Here is a 16,525-nt window from a genome sequence, read left to right on the forward strand (position 1 = left end):
GGCTCTGTCCCAATTACGTGTTGAAAGGCTAATCTTGAAGTAGGCCATCACCTTGAGGTCTACCATCATGGATACCCCAGCCTTTCAACACCTGTTGTCCCTTTTTCCCCAGTTAACCCTGCGCCAGCGCCGTGTTGCTCAGCAGGAGCTTACTGCACCCCACACCATTACCTCGCTCAATACTCAGTTACCGGCATGCAGTGGCTGCCCCCATTGTCAGGCCGATGTTACCCAGCTGGCGCCTTGGGGATGGAGTCGGGGACTGCGCCGCTACCGTTGCAAACTGTGTCTGCGCACCAGCACCGTTCTGACCAAGACGCCCTTGGCCAGATTGCGTAAAGCACAGTGCTGGGAAGACTACGCGCAAGCTCTCATCGAAGGACTGACTGTCCGCCAGGCCGCGCGGCGCTGTGGGGTCAGCAAAAACACCGCGTTCCTCTGGCGTCACCGATTCTTGCGCGCGATGGCAACCCATCAGGCCACCCGGGAAGAGGGCATTGTTGAGGTGGATGAGACCTTCTTCCTTGAATCGTTCAAGGGGCAGCGGGGACTGCCGCGTCCACCACGTCATCGCGGTGGTAAAGGTCGAACTCGTGGAACCGGGCCAGATTACATCCCGGTGATGGTGGTACAAGACCGTGCAGGCCACCATGCGGATTTCCAGTTGGAGAAAATAAATGCCGATACGGTCATCGCAGTGTTGAAGCCGTTGGTGTCACCGGATGCGGTGCTGTGTAGCGATGGGGCGGGTGTGTATGCCTGTTTCAGCAAGGAACAGGGTATAACCCATCAGGTGGTGCGCAATCGTCAAGGCGAACGGGTAGTCGGTGCGTATCACATCCAGCATGTGAACGGATATCACCATCGGTTGAAAGAGTGGATGGAGCGGTTCCATGGCGTGGCGACGCACTACCTGAAGAACTACTTGGGTTGGCGCCGGATGCTGGAGCGTTACGGAAAAGGCGTAAATATCAAAACATGTTTGCATGAGGCGCTGGGGCGCCCCATGCAACACGTAATTGGGACATAACCTTTTTTATTGCCCTCGTTTAGACTTTCCCGAGTCAAATCACTATAGTGTGGGCCCGTTTTCTTCGGCAGGCTCAGCATGAAACCCCGCATCCCATCAGCCGGTGGCCCCAAGTCGGGCGACCGCAAATCCGGACTTCACTCCCGTAATCGCCATCAGGCGGGTTACGACTTTGAGGCGCTCTGCCTGCGAACTCCCGAATTGGCCGCTCATGTCTTTATCAATGACTACGGCATCCGCACCATCGATTTTGCCGATCCCGATGCAGTGAAGACCCTCAATCGCGCCCTGCTGGCCCATCACTACGGGATTGCCCACTGGGACTTGCCTGCCGGTTACCTCTGCCCGCCTATCCCGGGACGGGTGGACTACCTGCACTGGGCGGCCGACCTGCTGGCCGAGAGCGCAGGCCAGCTCCCTACCGGCAAGGGGGTGAGGGTGCTGGATATCGGGGTGGGGGCAAACTGCATCTATCCGCTGCTCGGCTGCCGCGAATATGGCTGGCGTTTTGTGGGATCGGATATCGATCCGGTCTCGGTCAAGGCTGCCACCCTGCTGGCCAAGAGCAACGGACTCGGCAACCAGATTGAGAGTCGTCTGCAGGGTAACCCCAACCATGTGTTTCGCGGCATCATAGGGCCGAAGGAGTGCTTTGCCCTGACGCTTTGCAATCCGCCGTTCCATGCATCGCTGGAGGAGGCGAGCAAGGGGACGGAGCGCAAGCTGCGCAATCTGGGCAAGGAGGTGACAGGCGCTCCTGTGCTTAATTTTGGCGGCCAGAAGGCCGAGCTCTGGTGCGAAGGGGGCGAGGCGGCGTTTCTGGCCAACATGATTGCCCAGAGCAAGGAGTTTGCCACTCAGTGCCTCTGGTTCAGCTCGCTGGTGTCGAAAAAAGAGAACCTGCCGGGGGCGAAAAAGGCGTTGAATCGGGTGGGGGCGCGTCAGGTACGGGTGATCGACATGGCGCAGGGCAACAAGGTGAGCCGGATCCTTGCCTGGTCCTTCCTGGATGAAGAGGGATTGCGTCGCGGCTGGTCGAGCGTGCGCTGACTCCCCACCACAAGGCCCGATGAGGGCCTTTTTTCATGATGGGCCCCGCGAATTTCCCCTGCTGGCGGCATCTTTGGCAATCGATTTCCTCATTGGCAGATCGTGCTGGTTTATATGGTGTAAGTAGTTACTTCCGCTTTGGTACAGGTGTACGCCGAGATTTTTTTTGCACTTACAGCTGAAACTTTAATAAAATAGGACTGGTTAGACCTCTTTACAGGCATTGAATCAAATAGGGATCGGTAGATGAAAGTTGTCGATTTTCTGAAGCGCAAGCGCGAAATTCTGGCGCAGCACCCCTTTGAGCTCAAGGATTGGCTCTCTCCGGCGATCCGCGACTACTGGCGTGAGTTTCAGCAAAAGGCACATCTTCACCCTTTGCTGGGTCGTGTGCTGGACTTGCAAGCCGAGTCCCAGAGCGAGCAGCAACAGGATGCAGCAACCGTGGCACAAGTAGCCAACGGTCAGTCTGCCGTGGCTCAGGAACCCGCTGTTGAGCTGGGGGCCGAGGCGGCCGAGCTCTATGCCGCCCTGCAGGCTCGCATTGGTGAAGAGACCCATGTCGGCGAGTGGCTGCACGTCAGCCAGCAGATGATCGATCAGTTTGCTGCCGTGACCGGGGATCATCAGTGGATCCACACCGATCCGGAGCGCGCGGCCGCCGAGTCGCCTTTCAAGACCACCATCGCCCACGGATTCCTGACCCTGGCGCTGCTGCCGCAGTTGACCGGCTCGGTCGATGAGGCCACCCCCGAGTTCCCGACCGCCCGCATGGTGGTGAACTTCGGGCTGGATCAGGTACGTTTCCCGTACCCCATCAAGGTGGACAGCGACATCCGCGCCCGCACCAAGCTGGCCCGGGTCACCCCCATCAAGGGTGGGCTGGAGTTGCTCAAAGAGATCAAGGTTGAGATCGAAGGGATCCGCCGCCCGGGTTGCGTCATCGAGTCGGTGACCCGCATCTACTTCTGAGCCCCCTCATCGGCATGAATGGTGAAACGGGCCCGCTGTCGTGTGCAACGAACAGCGGGCCCGTTTTTTTGCCTGTTTGTTGCAAGGGTTGAGGCGTCAGCCATAGCGCGCCGACCCCAGCTTGATATGACTCACAAAACGGTGCGCCGTGCAGTTAGCCAGCTCTCATTTTGGCGAGTTGGCCGCGTGAGGCGATAGCATGTTATGCCACTATTGGCTTCTTACTCCCGATCCTGGAGACAATAGTGCCCATCAATAACAAGATTATTCTGCCACTGCTGCTGAGCCTCACCATCCTGCTGATCCCGACCCAGTGGATCCCGCTGGAGGGGATCACCGTCATCGAGCAGCGGGTCGTGGCCATTTTCGTGCTGGCCGCCCTCTGCTGGATCCTGGAGCCCATCCCTATCTTTGCTACCTCGGTGCTGATCATCGTGCTGGAGCTGCTGCTGCTCTCCGACAAGGGGCTCTGGTTCATGACTGCCGACAAGGCTGAACCGGGGTTTGGTGAGCTGCTCAAATCCACCGAGGTGATGGCGACCTTTGCCTCGCCGGTCATCATGCTGTTTCTCGGCGGTTTTTTCCTCGCTATTGCGGCGACCAAATACCATCTGGACGTCAATCTGGCGCGGGTACTGCTGCGCCCGTTTGGTCAGGATCCCCGGATCGTCATGCTGGGGCTGATGTTGATCACCGCCACCTTCTCCATGTTCATGAGCAATACCGCCACCACCGCTATGATGCTGGCCATCCTTAGTCCTGTGCTGGCGGCGTTTCCCGACAAGGACCCGGCCAAAATCGGCTTTGTGCTGGCCATTCCGCTGGCGGCCAACCTCGGCGGGATCGGCACCCCCATCGGCACTCCGCCCAACGCAGTGGCCCTCAAATACCTGACCGGCGAGCATGCCATCTCGTTCGGTCAGTGGATGGGATTTGCGGTGCCCTTCGTGGTAGTGCTGTTGCTGCTTGGCTGGTTTCTGCTGGGGCGCTTCTTCCCGAGCACCCTCAAGCGGATGGATCTCAAGATTGAGGGGCGCTTTATGCAGACCCCTCGCGCCTGGGTGGTCTACCTCACCTTTATCACCACTATAGTGCTCTGGCTGCTGGGGGATCTCCACGGCATGAGCTCCTACGTGGTCGCCATGATCCCGGTAGCTGTGTTCCTGACCACCGGCATCATCACCAAGGACGATCTGCACAAGATCTCCCTCGACGTGCTCTGGCTGGTCTCGGGCGGTATCGCACTGGGGCTGGCGCTGGAGGACTCCGGGTTGGCCGAGCGGCTCATCACCCATATTCCGTTCCACGAGTACTCCACGCTGGCGGTACTGGTCGGCGCCTGTCTGCTGGCAGTGGTGATGGCCAACTTTATGTCCAACACCGCGACCGCCAACCTGTTGTTGCCACTGGTGGCGGCACTGGCGGTCAGCATGCCGGAGCTGGCCGAGTGGGGCGGCAGTCACACCTTGATCCTGGCGGTCACCATTTCGGTTTCGCTCGGGATGTCGCTGCCCATCAGTACCCCGCCCAATGCGCTGGCCCACGCCACCGGTCTGGTGGAGAGTCACCAGATGGTGCGCATCGGCGTCATCATGGGGTTGGTCGGCACCCTGCTGGCGATGGTATGGATCTACCAGATTGCCGCTTGGGGACTGATCTGAGCGTACGGCCGGTTTCTCATCTGTTGCCTGCTCCATCATCGGAGAAGTGCCATGGCAGGTAATGACCAAAACAGAAAGAGGAGCCAACTTGGCTCCTCTTTCTGTTTGCAGTTGACTCAGAAACTGGCGCCCAGATTGAGCAGGTGCCTGAATTCTGTCTCTTTGTACTTTTGCTCGAGACCGACGAAATGTACTTCGCCATCTTCCCACTCCATCTCGCTCGACCAGGAGAGGCGCAGGTGGTCGTTGAAGTAGTAGCGCAGGCCCACGCTGCCGGTCACATCTCGATTCAGAGTGATATAGGGTGAGGGTTGATCCAGATAGAGCAGATAGCGCCCCTGACTGAACAGCTCCAGTTTTTCCCGCCATATCGGGATGGGTTGGCGATAATCCCAGTTCATGCTGGCAAAGGGGTAGTCGATGATCCGGTTGCCTTTGAAGAGCAACCCAATCCCGCTCTCTTCTCTGAAGTAGGCCTTGCGCAGACCCCCTTGTGCCACGAACTCCAGCCGACGGCGCTTCTCGTTCCAGAAGCGGTAACCCGGCCCGGTACCATAGTCGAGGCTGAGGTAGTTGCTTTCCAGCATGTCATATTCGGCATTGAGCGAGCTGCGCACAAACCACTGCTGATCGAAAAAGTAGTCAATGGTCGGGTTCAGTTTGTAGTCGTGGTTATCGGTGACGCTGTCAGACGTTTCGTAGGAGTACTCTCCGGAGACGCTGTAGCGCCAGTCCAGATTGGCCAACTCGGTCTTGCCCTTGAAGTTGACGTTGTTGGTGTGCTTGTCCTTGTGTTTGAGCTTGATGTTGAGATCGCCACTACCGGTCCAGAGCCAGGCCTTGCGTTCATCCTGCTCATCCTTGAACAGGGTGAATCCACCTTTGGCGGTCGCCTTGGGTTTATCCTGATGCTCTAGTCGCCAGCGCTTGATGGCATCCCGCTTGACGGTAACGGCACCGGTATAGGGCAAAGAGATGCGTACCGACTCATCGCCAATCTCTTCGATGGTACCGGTCAGACGATCGCCATTGTTCATCCAGAGAATGTCCTTGGCCCATAAGGAGTGACAGGCCAACAGGAGTAGGAGGGGCAGGAATTTCATGGGGTAAGGTGACTCCGGTGCGACTCGGGCGCTGGTGACTTAGCCACTGACAAGTTGGCTGCTGATGGGGCGGGGCAGGCCATTTTTGTTCTCCAGCGCCGCCGTCACCTCATCCTGCATCACGTCAGGTGCGCTGATAAAGCTCTCTATGGCCGGTGATAACATCAGCGGGGCGCCATTTTCAAGCTCCTCTTCGGTGCGGGAGAGCGGGGAGTGTACCTCCAGCCAGCGCCGACCATCCGGTTCGATGGCTACCTTGACCGGTTGATTGATGACCCGCACCGGCGTGCCGATCGGCACAATCTTGAACAGGGCCTCGATATCGTCAGGTCGCAGCCGGATGCAGCCTGCACTTACCCGCAGGCCAACGCCAAAATCCTTGTTGGTGCCGTGGATCAGGTAGTCGCGCTTGCCATAGCCAAGGCGCATGGCGAACTTGCCAAGGGGATTCTCCGGGCCGGGGAGCACCACGGCGGGCAGGGTGATCCCTTTTTGCTCCAGCCAGGATTTGCGCACCATGGGGCCGGGTACCCAGGTCGGGTTGGGATTCTTCTCGATGACGGTGGTGGTCATCTCGGGTGTTTCGCGGCCGATATCGCCAATTCCGATGGGCAGCACGATGACCTCATTCTTCCCTTTGGGGAAGTAGTAGAGGCGCAGTTCGGGCAGATTGATGACGATCCCCTCGCGAGGCACATCAGGCAGCAGCATCTGGGTGGGCAGCGTCAAGCGGGTACCCGGCTTGGGTAAATAGGGATCTACACCCGGATTTGCCTCAAGCAGCGCCAAAAATCCAATTTGCGTATTTTTGCCAACCAGCTCCAGATGTTCATTCTGCTGGATGATGTAATCCTCCAGCTCACCGATGAGACGACTCCCGGCAGGTGGCAGCGGGTAGCGTTTGGCCTCTGCCGGCGCCGCGCAGAGCAGGATGGCTGCCAGCAGCAGGGAAAGGGCGGGCGTTAAGGGTAGGGGCTTGAGTTTCGGCAATCGCATAAGAAGATCCATCAGTTCAATCGGGGCGGAACATCATCAATACAGCCGCCAGGATGGCGCGATTGTTCCTCAATCAGCCCATGATTACCAGCTTGCCGCGCACTCGCAATGATGTGGGGATACATAGGAAACCTGCCAAAATCGGCATCACCCATAAATTTGAGCGCCAAGCAGGAAAAAGAGACGCCTGATGGCAATGGGGGAATATCACGATATGGATAATGGCCGGGTGTGCGAGAGGGTTAATGTCGGGTGGATGCAGGGTGGCCTGGCAACGCGAACAGCACGCGCCGCATTGTGAGCCTGCTCCCAGATATCTGATTCAGCCATTTGATATCTAAGAAATTTTTATTGCATCCTCGGCCCAGCTTGGGTAAAACTCTCTCCCCACGGAGAGATGCCGGAGTGGCCGAACGGGATTGACTCGAAATCAATTGTGGCAGCAATGCCACCCAGGGTTCGAATCCCTGTCTCTCCGCCATATAAAAAGCTCAACCTTTTGATTGGGTTGGGCTTTTTCATTTTTTTCTTTTTCTAGTATGCCATTTGGTGTCGGCTGACATACTACCAGGGTGGATTGCATTGGACATCGATCCAGTCATGTGTCCACGTATTTTTACAGATCTAGTTATCGCTTGACTCCGCCTCAAGCCGGTGTTTTGTTTACGCTACTTTAATGCGCACTTTCTTCGGCATCAATTTCAGACCCTTCCTGAACATGCAGTAGGGGGTTTGCCCCTCCATCATCCTGCCCTGATGTGGTCGTTGGGTGTTGTAGTGCTCCAGGTAGCTATCCAGGTCTGTCTGCATCTGCTCTACCGACTCATACCAGGTCGTTCTCCCCTTGATACGGAAGTGTTCATCCAGCAAGGTTCGATGCAGTCGCTCGATAAAGCCGTTGCTCTGCGGCCTGCGCACCTTGGTGGTTCGGTGCTCAATCCCCTCCAGTTGCAGGAACAGCTCGTAGGGATGGTGGTCAGGGCGCCCACAGAACTCGGCCCTTTATCCGACAGGATGGTATAGACCTGTGCCTCGTGGGCCTCGAAAAATGGCAGCACCGTTTCATTGAGCACATGAACCGAGGTCACCGGCAGCTTGCTGGTGTAGAGCCACCCCCAAGCGTGGCGGCTGTAGCAGTCCAGCACCGTTTGCAGATACACCTTACCAACTCTCTTGAGCGCGCCGACGAAGAAGGTGTCGATCGCCACCATTTCCCGGTGTAGTGAACCTCTATCTGGCGTTCGCGGAACTCGGGGCTAAAGCGTTCTAACAGCCGAATTTGCTCGTCATTGAGCTCAATAGTCTGCTCGAAGTGGGTTTTCTCGAGGCGCAACAAGCGGTCGTGTTTGGAGAGCAGGTCATGACGTTGCCACACGCCACGCACACCACCCGCACTGACATTGATACCTTACAGAGCCAGTTCTTGGGCGACCCGCAGCGGGCCGTGAGTAGGCCTGGTGAGGGAGTAATCGAGGATGGCCTGTTCAATCTCGGGTGCAACCCGATTGGGATGAGCCCCTTTACACCCGGGCAATTTGTCGAGCAATCCCTCGGCGCCATAGGTCTGGTAGTTACGGCGAATTTCGTAGAACTGCTGACGGCTGTAGCCGATGAGTTTGCAGGCTTTGCTGACGTTATTGAGCTCTTTGGCGAGCTCTAGCATGCTGAGTTTGCGACGTGCTACTTTCTCGTTGGTGGTCATACGGTGACTCCGGATAACACGGTAGGGGGACCGTTTTGTTATCCGGTTTGAAGCCGTATGACCACTCCCTTTGTGGACAACTATCAGGTGAATACCATCTCCATACACATTATTTCTGCTCCATGATGATCTGCAGCAGATCCCCCTCCAGCAGGGCGCGCTTGACCAGCGCAAAGCCGCCATAGGTCGGCTGGTTCTGGAAGCGGGCTTTCACGATGGGCAGGCCACGGTGGAAGCTCGGCAGGGATTGATGCTCGACACAGCGACGGATGGCCGGGAAGAGGATCTCTTCGGCGGCGGTGATTTCGCCGGCGATCAGCACCTTTTGCGGGTTGAACAGGTTGACCGTAATAGCCACCGCCCGTCCCAGATGCTCACCCACGTTCTCGATCACGCTGCGGGCCAGTTCGTCCCCCGCCAGCGCCGCCTTGCACACCTCCTGAATGGTGATGTGCTTCTCCTGCAGCGCGCTCTGGTGACCTCGGCTGATGAGCTCCTTCACTTTGTCGATGATCGCTTCGTTGGAGGCGATGGTCTCGAGGCAGCCGAAGTTGCCGCAGTGACAGCGCTTGCCGAGCGGCTCGACCTGGATATGGCCGATCTCGCCGACGTTGCGGTTCTGACCGAGGAACACCTGACCCTTGGTTATGATCCCGGAGCCTGTCCCCTGGTGAACACTCACAAGAATGGAGTCCATGCAGTCGCGGGACTCGCCGAAGAAGTGTTCGGCCAGCGCCAGCGAGCGGGTGTCGTTGCCCACGTAGCAGGGGAGGTTGAAGTGGTTCTCAAGCAGCTTCGCCAACCCCAGATTACGGATCTGGTACTTGGGGGTGTAGATGACCATACCGGATTCCGGGTTGACCAGACCCGGCATGGTCAGCGCGATGCTGATGAGGTTGCGACAACGTTCGCGGTTGGCATCGATAAAGGCGCCAATCTCCCGCAGCAGCATGTCGACCACGGGTTGCTGGTCGATCTCGGTCACCTGAATGACGTGCTGGTCGAGCTCCTTGCCATCGAGGTCATAGAGACTCAGTTGCAGGTAGCCGCGGCCCAGCTTGGCAGAGACAAACTGAAAGCGATGTTTGATGGTGGTCAGGGAGATGGCACGCCGCCCGCCTGTTGAGGCTTGCGGAGAGGTCTCCTTGATCAGGCCATGCTCGATCAGTTGCCGGGTTATTTTGGTCACGCTGGCCGGGGCCAGCTGACTCAACTCGGCAATCTTGACCCGGGAGATGGGGCCTTGCAGGTCGATGAGCCGATACACGGCTGCACTGTTGACCTGCTTGATAAGATCTACGTTTGCTATTTGTCCGCCAGTCATGATGTCACTGTTGTGTGTAGTGTCCGTTAACCACGGTCCCACGGACCGTGAAGTCCTGATCGAAGACAGTGAGGTTGGCTACTTTACCGACCTGGATACTACCGAGACGTGAGTCCCATCCAATGGCGCGAGCGGGGTAGAGGCTGGCCATTCTCAGTGCTTCATCGAGCGGTAATCCGACCTGCTTGACCAGATTTTCCACCCCCTCAATCATGGTGAGGGAGGAACCGCCGAGTGTACCATTCTCGTCGACACACTGACCATCGCGTAAAAAGACGGTGGTGCCACAAAAATCAAATTTCTCAAAGCCTTCCGGTGCACCGGCTGCCGCGGTGGCATCGGTGACCAGCACCAGTCGCTCCCCCAGCGCCTTGTGAGCCAGACGCACGTTGGCCCAGTGCACATGGTGGCCATCGACGATGATGCCCGCGTAGACATCCTTGCGATCATAGATGGCGCCCACAACACCCGGCTCGCGACCGTTGAGGGTCGGGGTCATGGCGTTGTAGAGGTGGGTTGCAAAGCGAATACCGTTATCGAACCCGGCCATCGCCTGATCGTAACTGGCGGCAGTGTGACCGGCCGAGACCAGAATGCCCGCTTCCACCAGACGGCGAATATGGGCCGGCTCGTTGCGCTCCGGAGCCAGGGTGATTTTGGTGATGGCATCCGCGTTGGTGCAGAAGAAGTCGATCATCTCGTCCGCTGGCTGGCGAATTTGCGCGGCAGGGTGGATCCCCTTGCGCTTGAGGTTGGTGTAAGGCCCTTCCAGATGGACGCCCAGCACCTCGTTGGGGTGTGCCGCCATGTAGTCACGGGTCACCGCAACGGCCTGCTTCATGTCGGCATCCGGACTGGTGATCAGGGTCGGCAGGAAGCTGGTGGTACCGGATTTGAGGTTGGCCGCCTGCATGGTCGCCAGGGTCTCGACCGTAATGTCAGTGTTGAACATCACACCGCCACAGCCGTTGAGCTGCACGTCGATAAAACCGGCGGTCAGGTTGGCGCCTTTGAGGTCAATCTGCTCGATGCCCGCAGGCAGTTCGGCCAGGTGAGAGATGGCGACAATCTTGTCGCCCTCGATAAGCACCCCATAGCCGGTCAGCACACAGCTGCCGGTGTAGAGGGTGCAGTTGGTCAATGCGTACATGACGACTCCTTACAGACGGCCGATGTTGGCGGCTTCCAGCTGCTGGAAGTAGCGAACGGTCTTGACCTTGAGCTCCATGGTGGAGGGCTCGTCGCACACCATCATTCCCTTCGGATGCAGTTGCAGGGTGGAGATGGTCCACATGTGGTTGACGCTGCCTTCCACGGCGGCCTGCAGGGCCAGTGCCTTGCCGTGACCGGTGACCAGGATCATGATCTCTTCCGCATCCATCAGGGTGCCGACACCCACGGTCAGGGCCAGTTTGGGCACCTGCTCCATGTCGCCACCGAAGAAGCGGGAGTTGGCGATACGGGTGTCTTCGGTCAGGGTCTTGACCCGGGTGCGGGAGGAGAGGGAAGAGGCCGGCTCGTTGAATGCGATGTGGCCGTCGTTACCCACGCCCCCCATGAACAGGTGGATCTTGCCGTAGGACTTGATTTTGTCTTCGTAGCGCTTGCACTCGGCCACCAGATCCTCGGCATTGCCGTTGAGGATGTTGATGTTCTCGGGACGAATGTCGATGTGGCTGAAGAAGTTGTTGTGCATGAAGCTGTGGTAGCTCTCCGGGTGATCTTCCGGCAGGCCGACGTACTCGTCCATGTTGAAGGTGACCACGTTCTGGAAGCTCACTTCACCGGCTTTGTGCAACTCGATCAGGCGCTTGTAGGTGTTGAGCGGGGTGCCACCGGTGGGCAGGCCCAGTACGAAAGGGCGATCGCTGGTCGGCTTGAACGCGTTGATGCGGTCAACGATGTAACGAGCAGACCACAGGCCTACTTGGCTGGCAGATTTCAACGGGATCAGGCGCATATGGGATACCTCTGTGTCGGGTTGCGACCGGTTTGGCGGTGGCAATTGGCTAAGACGGATTCAAGTTGTTTTATAGCGTAAATAAAGATTGCGAACTAAGCCACATCTATCCACCACCTTTATCTTGTTTGGGTGATAACGATCACGATTATCGGTTTATTAATTTGCGCAGCGAAATAAAAGCCCTAGACTGCCAATCAAGCCTTGATGGCTTATGCGTCAAACGTGATAAGCACTTAATTTCTAGAAAAACATTAACTAAGGAGAGGAACCGTGAACATTCTCGGTTATTTGCAAAAGATCGGCCGTGCCCTGATGGTGCCGGTAGCGGTATTGCCTGCCGCCGCGATCCTGATGGGGGTTGGCTACTGGATTGACCCGAATGGTTGGGGTGGTGACAGTGCGCTGGCTGCCTTCCTGATTAAAGCGGGCGCAGCCATTATCGATAACATGTCCGTACTGTTCGCAGTCGGTGTCGCCTACGGTATGTCCAAGGATAAAGACGGTTCTGCTGCGCTGGCAGGTCTGGTCGGCTTCCTGGTCGTTACCACCCTGCTGAGCCCGGGCGCTGTGGCCCAGATCAAGAGCATCCCGGTGGAGCAGGTTCCTGCCGCGTTTGCCAAGATCAGCAACCAGTTCGTGGGTATCCTGTGTGGTGTTATCGCCGCTGAGCTGTACAACCGCTTCAGCAGCGTCGAGCTGCACAAGGCACTCTCCTTCTTCTCCGGTCGTCGTCTGGTACCGATCGTAACCTCCGTAGTGATGATCGTCGTATCCTTCATCCTGATGGCCGTATGGCCGGCAATCTACGGTGGTCTGGTCTCCTTCGGTGAGTCCATCGTGAGCCTGGGCTCTACCGGTGCCGGTATCTACGCCTTCTTCAACCGTCTGCTGATCCCGATCGGTCTGCACCACGCCCTGAACTCCGTGTTCTGGTTCAACGTGGCCGGTATCAACGACATCCCGAACTTCCTGGGTGGTCAGGCTACTATCGATGCTGCTCTGGCCGCTGGCAAGAGCCTGGATCAGGTGAAAGGCGTGGTCGGTATGTACCAGGCTGGCTTCTTCCCCATCATGATGTTCGGTCTGCCGGGTGCCGCTCTGGCCATCTACCACTCCGCCAAGAAAGAGAACAAAGAGAAAGTTGCCTCCATCATGATCGCAGCTGCCTTTGCCTCCTTCTTCACCGGTGTAACCGAGCCGCTCGAGTTCTCCTTCATGTTCGTGGCGCCGGTACTGTATGTCATCCACGCCGTACTGACCGGTATCTCCGTGTTCATCGCTGCCTCCATGCAGTGGATGGCCGGTTTCGGTTTCAGTGCCGGTCTGGTGGATATGGTGCTCTCCAGCCGTAACCCGCTGGCGACCAACTGGTACATGCTGATCCCTCAGGGTCTGGTCTTCTTCGGCCTCTACTACACCGTGTTCCGCGTAGTGATTGCCAAGCTGAATCTGAAAACCCCGGGTCGTGAAGATGACGAAGAGAGTGCTCCGGCTGCCGCTCAATCTACCAACCGTACCGAGCTGGCCAAGCAATACCTGGAAGTGCTGGGTGGTCAAGAGAACCTGGTCTCCATCGATGCCTGCATCACCCGTCTGCGTCTGACTCTGAAAGACCGCAGCATCGTCGATGAGCGCAAGCTGAAAGCCCTGGGTGCGGCCGGTGTGGTCAAACTCGGTGAGCAGAACCTGCAGGTGATTCTGGGCCCATTGGCCGAAATCATCGCCGGTGAGATGAAAGCACTGCGTTAATCGAGCGACTCGCTCACCTCAAGTCTAAGTCCATTGTTGACATAACTAAGGGCCCCGCTCAGGGGCCCTATATAAAAAAGCCAAGAAAATCCAACCTTTACTTCAAATGAGAGCAGCAGTTATGAACTTGAAACATTCTCTGTTAGCCATTGCCATGTCTACCGTTTTTGTCAGCCAGGTCCAGGCAGCCGATGCCGCCAAGCAGGCTGTGGTCGACTCCCTCGCCAACAACCTGGTGGTCAAGTATGAAGTGGTCACCAACGACGGTGCAGGTGCCGGCCTCGATTGCCAGGCGCTGGGTTCCGAGTGGGCGAGCTGTGGCGTTGCCAAGCTGCACCTGACCAATACCGGTGCGGACGTCACCTCCAAAGACTGGAGCATCTACGTCTCCTCCATCCGTCGTATCCAGCGTGTGGATAACGACCAGTTCACCATCACTCACCTGACCGGCGATCTCTATCGTTTGACGCCAGCCGAGAAGTTCCAGGGCTTTGCCAAGGATGCCACGGTCGAAGTGCCGCTGGTGGTGGAATACTGGGTACTGTTCGAATCTGACATCATGCCGAACTGGTATGTCGCCAGCGAAGGTGCCGAGCCGAAAGTACTGGCCAGCATGAGCAACATCAATGATGCCAGCACCTACGAGAAGCCGATGCCGGCCGATGGCTGGAAGCGCACCAAGGATGACAAGAACATCCTGATGAACAGCGAGACCCGTTTCGCGGCCAACCAGACCAGCACCCTGCTGCCGGCTGGCAAGATTGACAACCAGATCCTGCCGACCCCGATGAAGCAGGTAGTCAAAGCTGGCCCGCAGGTTGACTTCTCCACCATCAAACTCAATGCCCTGGATCTGCCGAGCGATCGCGCCGAGGCCCTGAAGGCTCAACTGACCAAGCTGGGTGTTACCCTCTCCGACACCGGCTACCCGGTGACCATCAAGCTCGGCAGCAAGCTCAAGCAGGCTGAAGGCTATGACATGACCATCGGTCAGAAGGGCACCGTGATCCAGGGTCGCGACATCGACGGGGCATTCTGGGGTGCACAATCCCTGATCTCCCTGCTGGGTGTTGATGACAAGCTGGTGAGCCCGATGACCGTCGAGGATGCGCCGCGCTTTGAATACCGTGGCATGCAGACCGACGTGGCCCGTCACTTCCGCAGTCTGGATACCATGAAGAAGCTGGTTGACCAGATGTCTGCCATGAAGCTCAACGTGCTGCACCTTGGCCTGACCAACGATGAAGGCTGGCGTCTGGAGATCCCGGGTCTGCCGGAGCTGACCCAGGTCGGTAGCCAGCGTTGCCACGACGAGTCCGAAACCAAGTGCCTGATGCCGCAACTGGGTTCCGGCCCGACCAGCGACAACCAGGGTTCCGGTTTCTACAGCAAGTCTGACTACGTGGATCTGGTGCGTTATGCCAAGGCCCGCGGTGTGACCGTGATCCCCGAGATCAACATGCCGGCCCACGCCCGTGCTGCCGTGGTCTCCATGGAAGCGCGCTACAAGCGTCTGATGGCGGAAGGCAAAGAAGCGGAAGCCAACCAGTTCCGTCTGACTGATCCGGCTGACACCTCCAACGTCACTTCAGTCCAGTTCTACGACAAGATGTCCTTCATCAACCCTTGCCAGCCAGGTGCTGCCACCTTCGTGGCCAAGGTAATGGATGAAGTTGCCCAGATGCACCAGGCCGCCGGTCAGCCGCTGACCGCATGGCATTACGGTGGTGATGAGGCGAAGAACATCATGCAGGGCGGTGGCTATCAGGATCCGGCCGTCACCAAGAAAGAAGAGCTGGTCGCCTGGAAAGGCAACGTCGACTCCAGCAAGCAGGACAAGCCGTTTGGCAAGTCCCCGATGTGCCAGAAGATGATCGATGAAGGCAAGATCAAGGAAGTGGGCGAGCTGCCGGTTTACTTCGCCAAGGAAGTGGGCCAGATGGTCAAAGACCGCGGCTTCTCTACCCTGCAGGCGTGGGAAGATGGCCTGAAGTACGCCAGCGGTGCCAAGGACTTCGCCACCGACAACACCCGTGTCAACTTCTGGGAAACCCTCTATTGGGGTGGCTTCAACGAAGCGATGAAGTGGGCACACAAGGGTTACCAAGTGGTGCTGTCCAACCCGGATTACCTCTACTTCGACTTCCCGAACGAAGTACACCCGGCTGAGCGTGGCTACTACTGGGCAACCCGTTTCAACGACACCCGCAAGGTGTTCGCCTTCGCCCCGGAAAACCTGCCGCAGAACGCCGAGACCTCGGTTGACCGCGACGGCAACGCCTTCGTGGCCAAGGGTGACCAGGATCCGGTCAAGTTCAAGGGGATCTCCGGTCAGCAGTGGAGTGAAACCGTGCGTACCGATGCTCAGTACGAGTACATGGTCTACCCGCGTATCTTCTCCGTGGCCGAGCGTGCCTGGCACAAAGGTGGCTTCGAGCTGAACTATGTGAAGGGTCGCGAGTTCTCCGGCGAGACCAAGTTCGTCAACAAGGCCACCCTCAACAAAGAGTGGAACCAGTTTGCCAACGTACTGGGTCAGCGCGTGCTGCCGAAACTGGATCAGGCCGGTGTTGAATACCGCCTCTCCGTACCGGGTGCCAAGGTAGTGAACGGTGTGCTGGAAGCGAACGTGGATCTGCCGGGTCTGCCTATCCAGTACAGCCTGGACGGTACCAACTGGAGTGCCTATGACGCCGCGGCCAAGCCGAGCGTGAATGGCAAGGTCTACCTGCGTACCACCAGCTTCGATGGCAAGCGCACCAGCCGCGTCACCGAACTGAACTGATAGCAGTCAACCGTTAACATGAGGTGGGTCGCAAGACCCGCCTTTCCCAAGGGCGATGGCGCATCGGGTTTGGGAAAGGTTGACTGTGCGTGTGAGCCTTTGTTGTGTGTAATTGTCTGTTTTGTGTTTTTCATCACTTTCAGCCCCGCCTCGTGCGGGGCTTTTTTATGCATTTGGGGTGTAATGTGCC

At 57.7% G+C, this 16,525-nt stretch carries 11 protein-coding genes, 1 tRNA gene and 1 pseudogene; 7 read left to right on the top strand and 6 right to left on the bottom strand.

Going from position 1 to position 16,525, the window contains the following annotated elements:
• The first annotated feature begins 67 nt into the window (after positions 1-67).
• The 4 genes from AB5Y73_RS08005 to AB5Y73_RS08020 all read left to right on the top strand — a co-directional run bounded on the left by AB5Y73_RS08005 (position 68) and on the right by AB5Y73_RS08020 (position 4,713).
• Positions 68-1,030 (top strand): IS1595 family transposase, encoded by a 963-nt coding sequence (locus AB5Y73_RS08005; protein ID WP_279499216.1) that lies wholly within the window; start codon positions 68-70, stop codon positions 1,028-1,030.
• 78 nt (positions 1,031-1,108) lie between these two features.
• Positions 1,109-2,080 (top strand): 23S rRNA (adenine(1618)-N(6))-methyltransferase RlmF, encoded by a 972-nt coding sequence (gene rlmF / locus AB5Y73_RS08010; protein WP_118853595.1) that lies wholly within the window; start codon positions 1,109-1,111, stop codon positions 2,078-2,080.
• A 246-nt stretch (positions 2,081-2,326) separates the two neighbouring features.
• Positions 2,327-3,052: a MaoC family dehydratase gene (locus tag AB5Y73_RS08015; RefSeq protein WP_118853596.1), complete on the top strand. Its 726-nt coding sequence runs from the start codon at positions 2,327-2,329 to the stop codon at positions 3,050-3,052.
• 245 nt (positions 3,053-3,297) lie between these two features.
• Complete coding sequence (locus AB5Y73_RS08020; RefSeq protein ID WP_118853597.1) at positions 3,298-4,713, top strand: DASS family sodium-coupled anion symporter; 1,416 nt, start codon at positions 3,298-3,300, stop codon at positions 4,711-4,713.
• 116 nt (positions 4,714-4,829) lie between these two features.
• On the opposite strand, the gene AB5Y73_RS08025 is transcribed toward AB5Y73_RS08020, so the two are convergent.
• Together AB5Y73_RS08025 and AB5Y73_RS08030 are read right to left on the bottom strand one after the other, a co-directional pair.
• On the bottom strand, positions 4,830-5,816 hold the full coding sequence (locus AB5Y73_RS08025; protein WP_118853598.1) for a DUF481 domain-containing protein: 987 nt from the start codon (positions 5,814-5,816) through the stop codon (positions 4,830-4,832).
• Positions 5,817-5,855: 39 nt separating this feature from the next.
• Positions 5,856-6,812 carry a L,D-transpeptidase family protein gene (locus tag AB5Y73_RS08030; protein WP_118853599.1) on the bottom strand — a complete coding sequence of 319 codons (957 nt, stop codon included), beginning with the start codon at positions 6,810-6,812 and terminating at the stop codon, positions 5,856-5,858.
• A 391-nt stretch (positions 6,813-7,203) separates the two neighbouring features.
• Here AB5Y73_RS08030 and AB5Y73_RS08035 point away from each other — a divergent pair.
• Positions 7,204-7,293 (top strand) — tRNA-Ser (locus tag AB5Y73_RS08035).
• A gap of 182 nt (positions 7,294-7,475) precedes the next feature.
• Here AB5Y73_RS08035 and AB5Y73_RS08040 read toward each other — a convergent pair.
• The 4 genes and pseudogenes from AB5Y73_RS08040 to nagB all read right to left on the bottom strand — a co-directional run bounded on the left by AB5Y73_RS08040 (position 7,476) and on the right by nagB (position 11,798).
• Positions 7,476-8,514, bottom strand: a pseudogene (locus AB5Y73_RS08040) (IS481 family transposase).
• Between the two features lie 109 nt (positions 8,515-8,623).
• Positions 8,624-9,838, bottom strand: coding sequence for an ROK family protein (locus tag AB5Y73_RS08045; protein ID WP_005334312.1), 1,215 nt, complete (start codon positions 9,836-9,838; stop codon positions 8,624-8,626).
• A gap of 4 nt (positions 9,839-9,842) precedes the next feature.
• Entirely contained in the window at positions 9,843-10,988 is a 1,146-nt protein-coding gene (nagA, locus tag AB5Y73_RS08050) for an N-acetylglucosamine-6-phosphate deacetylase (RefSeq protein ID WP_106843195.1), read from the bottom strand.
• 9 nt (positions 10,989-10,997) lie between these two features.
• Positions 10,998-11,798 carry a glucosamine-6-phosphate deaminase gene (gene nagB, locus AB5Y73_RS08055; RefSeq protein WP_005334308.1) on the bottom strand — a complete coding sequence of 267 codons (801 nt, stop codon included), beginning with the start codon at positions 11,796-11,798 and terminating at the stop codon, positions 10,998-11,000.
• A 273-nt stretch (positions 11,799-12,071) separates the two neighbouring features.
• Between nagB and nagE the strand changes: the two genes are divergently transcribed.
• Both nagE and AB5Y73_RS08065 read left to right on the top strand, forming a co-directional pair.
• Positions 12,072-13,550: an N-acetylglucosamine-specific PTS transporter subunit IIBC gene (gene nagE, locus AB5Y73_RS08060; RefSeq protein ID WP_058056009.1), complete on the top strand. Its 1,479-nt coding sequence runs from the start codon at positions 12,072-12,074 to the stop codon at positions 13,548-13,550.
• 121 nt (positions 13,551-13,671) lie between these two features.
• On the top strand, positions 13,672-16,335 hold the full coding sequence (locus tag AB5Y73_RS08065; protein ID WP_181497179.1) for a beta-N-acetylhexosaminidase: 2,664 nt from the start codon (positions 13,672-13,674) through the stop codon (positions 16,333-16,335).
• Positions 16,336-16,525: the final 190 nt, after the last annotated feature.

The sequence above is a fragment of the Aeromonas sp. s7(2024) genome, assembly GCF_040907825.1.
Classification (GTDB): domain Bacteria; phylum Pseudomonadota; class Gammaproteobacteria; order Enterobacterales; family Aeromonadaceae; genus Aeromonas; species Aeromonas veronii.

Bases quoted from the DNA above. Each gene is read 5' to 3' on its own strand.
- AB5Y73_RS08005 (WP_279499216.1), top strand. From the start codon at position 68: ATGGATACCCCAGCCTTTCAACACCTGTTGTCCCTTTTTCCCCAGTTA.
- rlmF (WP_118853595.1), top strand. From the start codon at position 1,109: ATGAAACCCCGCATCCCATCAGCCGGTGGCCCCAAGTCGGGCGACCGC.
- AB5Y73_RS08015 (WP_118853596.1), top strand. From the start codon at position 2,327: ATGAAAGTTGTCGATTTTCTGAAGCGCAAGCGCGAAATTCTGGCGCAG.
- AB5Y73_RS08025 (WP_118853598.1), bottom strand. From the start codon at position 5,816: ATGAAATTCCTGCCCCTCCTACTCCTGTTGGCCTGTCACTCCTTATGG.
- AB5Y73_RS08030 (WP_118853599.1), bottom strand. From the start codon at position 6,812: ATGCGATTGCCGAAACTCAAGCCCCTACCCTTAACGCCCGCCCTTTCC.
- AB5Y73_RS08045 (WP_005334312.1), bottom strand. From the start codon at position 9,838: ATGACTGGCGGACAAATAGCAAACGTAGATCTTATCAAGCAGGTCAAC.
- nagA (WP_106843195.1), bottom strand. From the start codon at position 10,988: ATGTACGCATTGACCAACTGCACCCTCTACACCGGCAGCTGTGTGCTG.
- nagB (WP_005334308.1), bottom strand. From the start codon at position 11,798: ATGCGCCTGATCCCGTTGAAATCTGCCAGCCAAGTAGGCCTGTGGTCT.
- AB5Y73_RS08065 (WP_181497179.1), top strand. From the start codon at position 13,672: ATGAACTTGAAACATTCTCTGTTAGCCATTGCCATGTCTACCGTTTTT.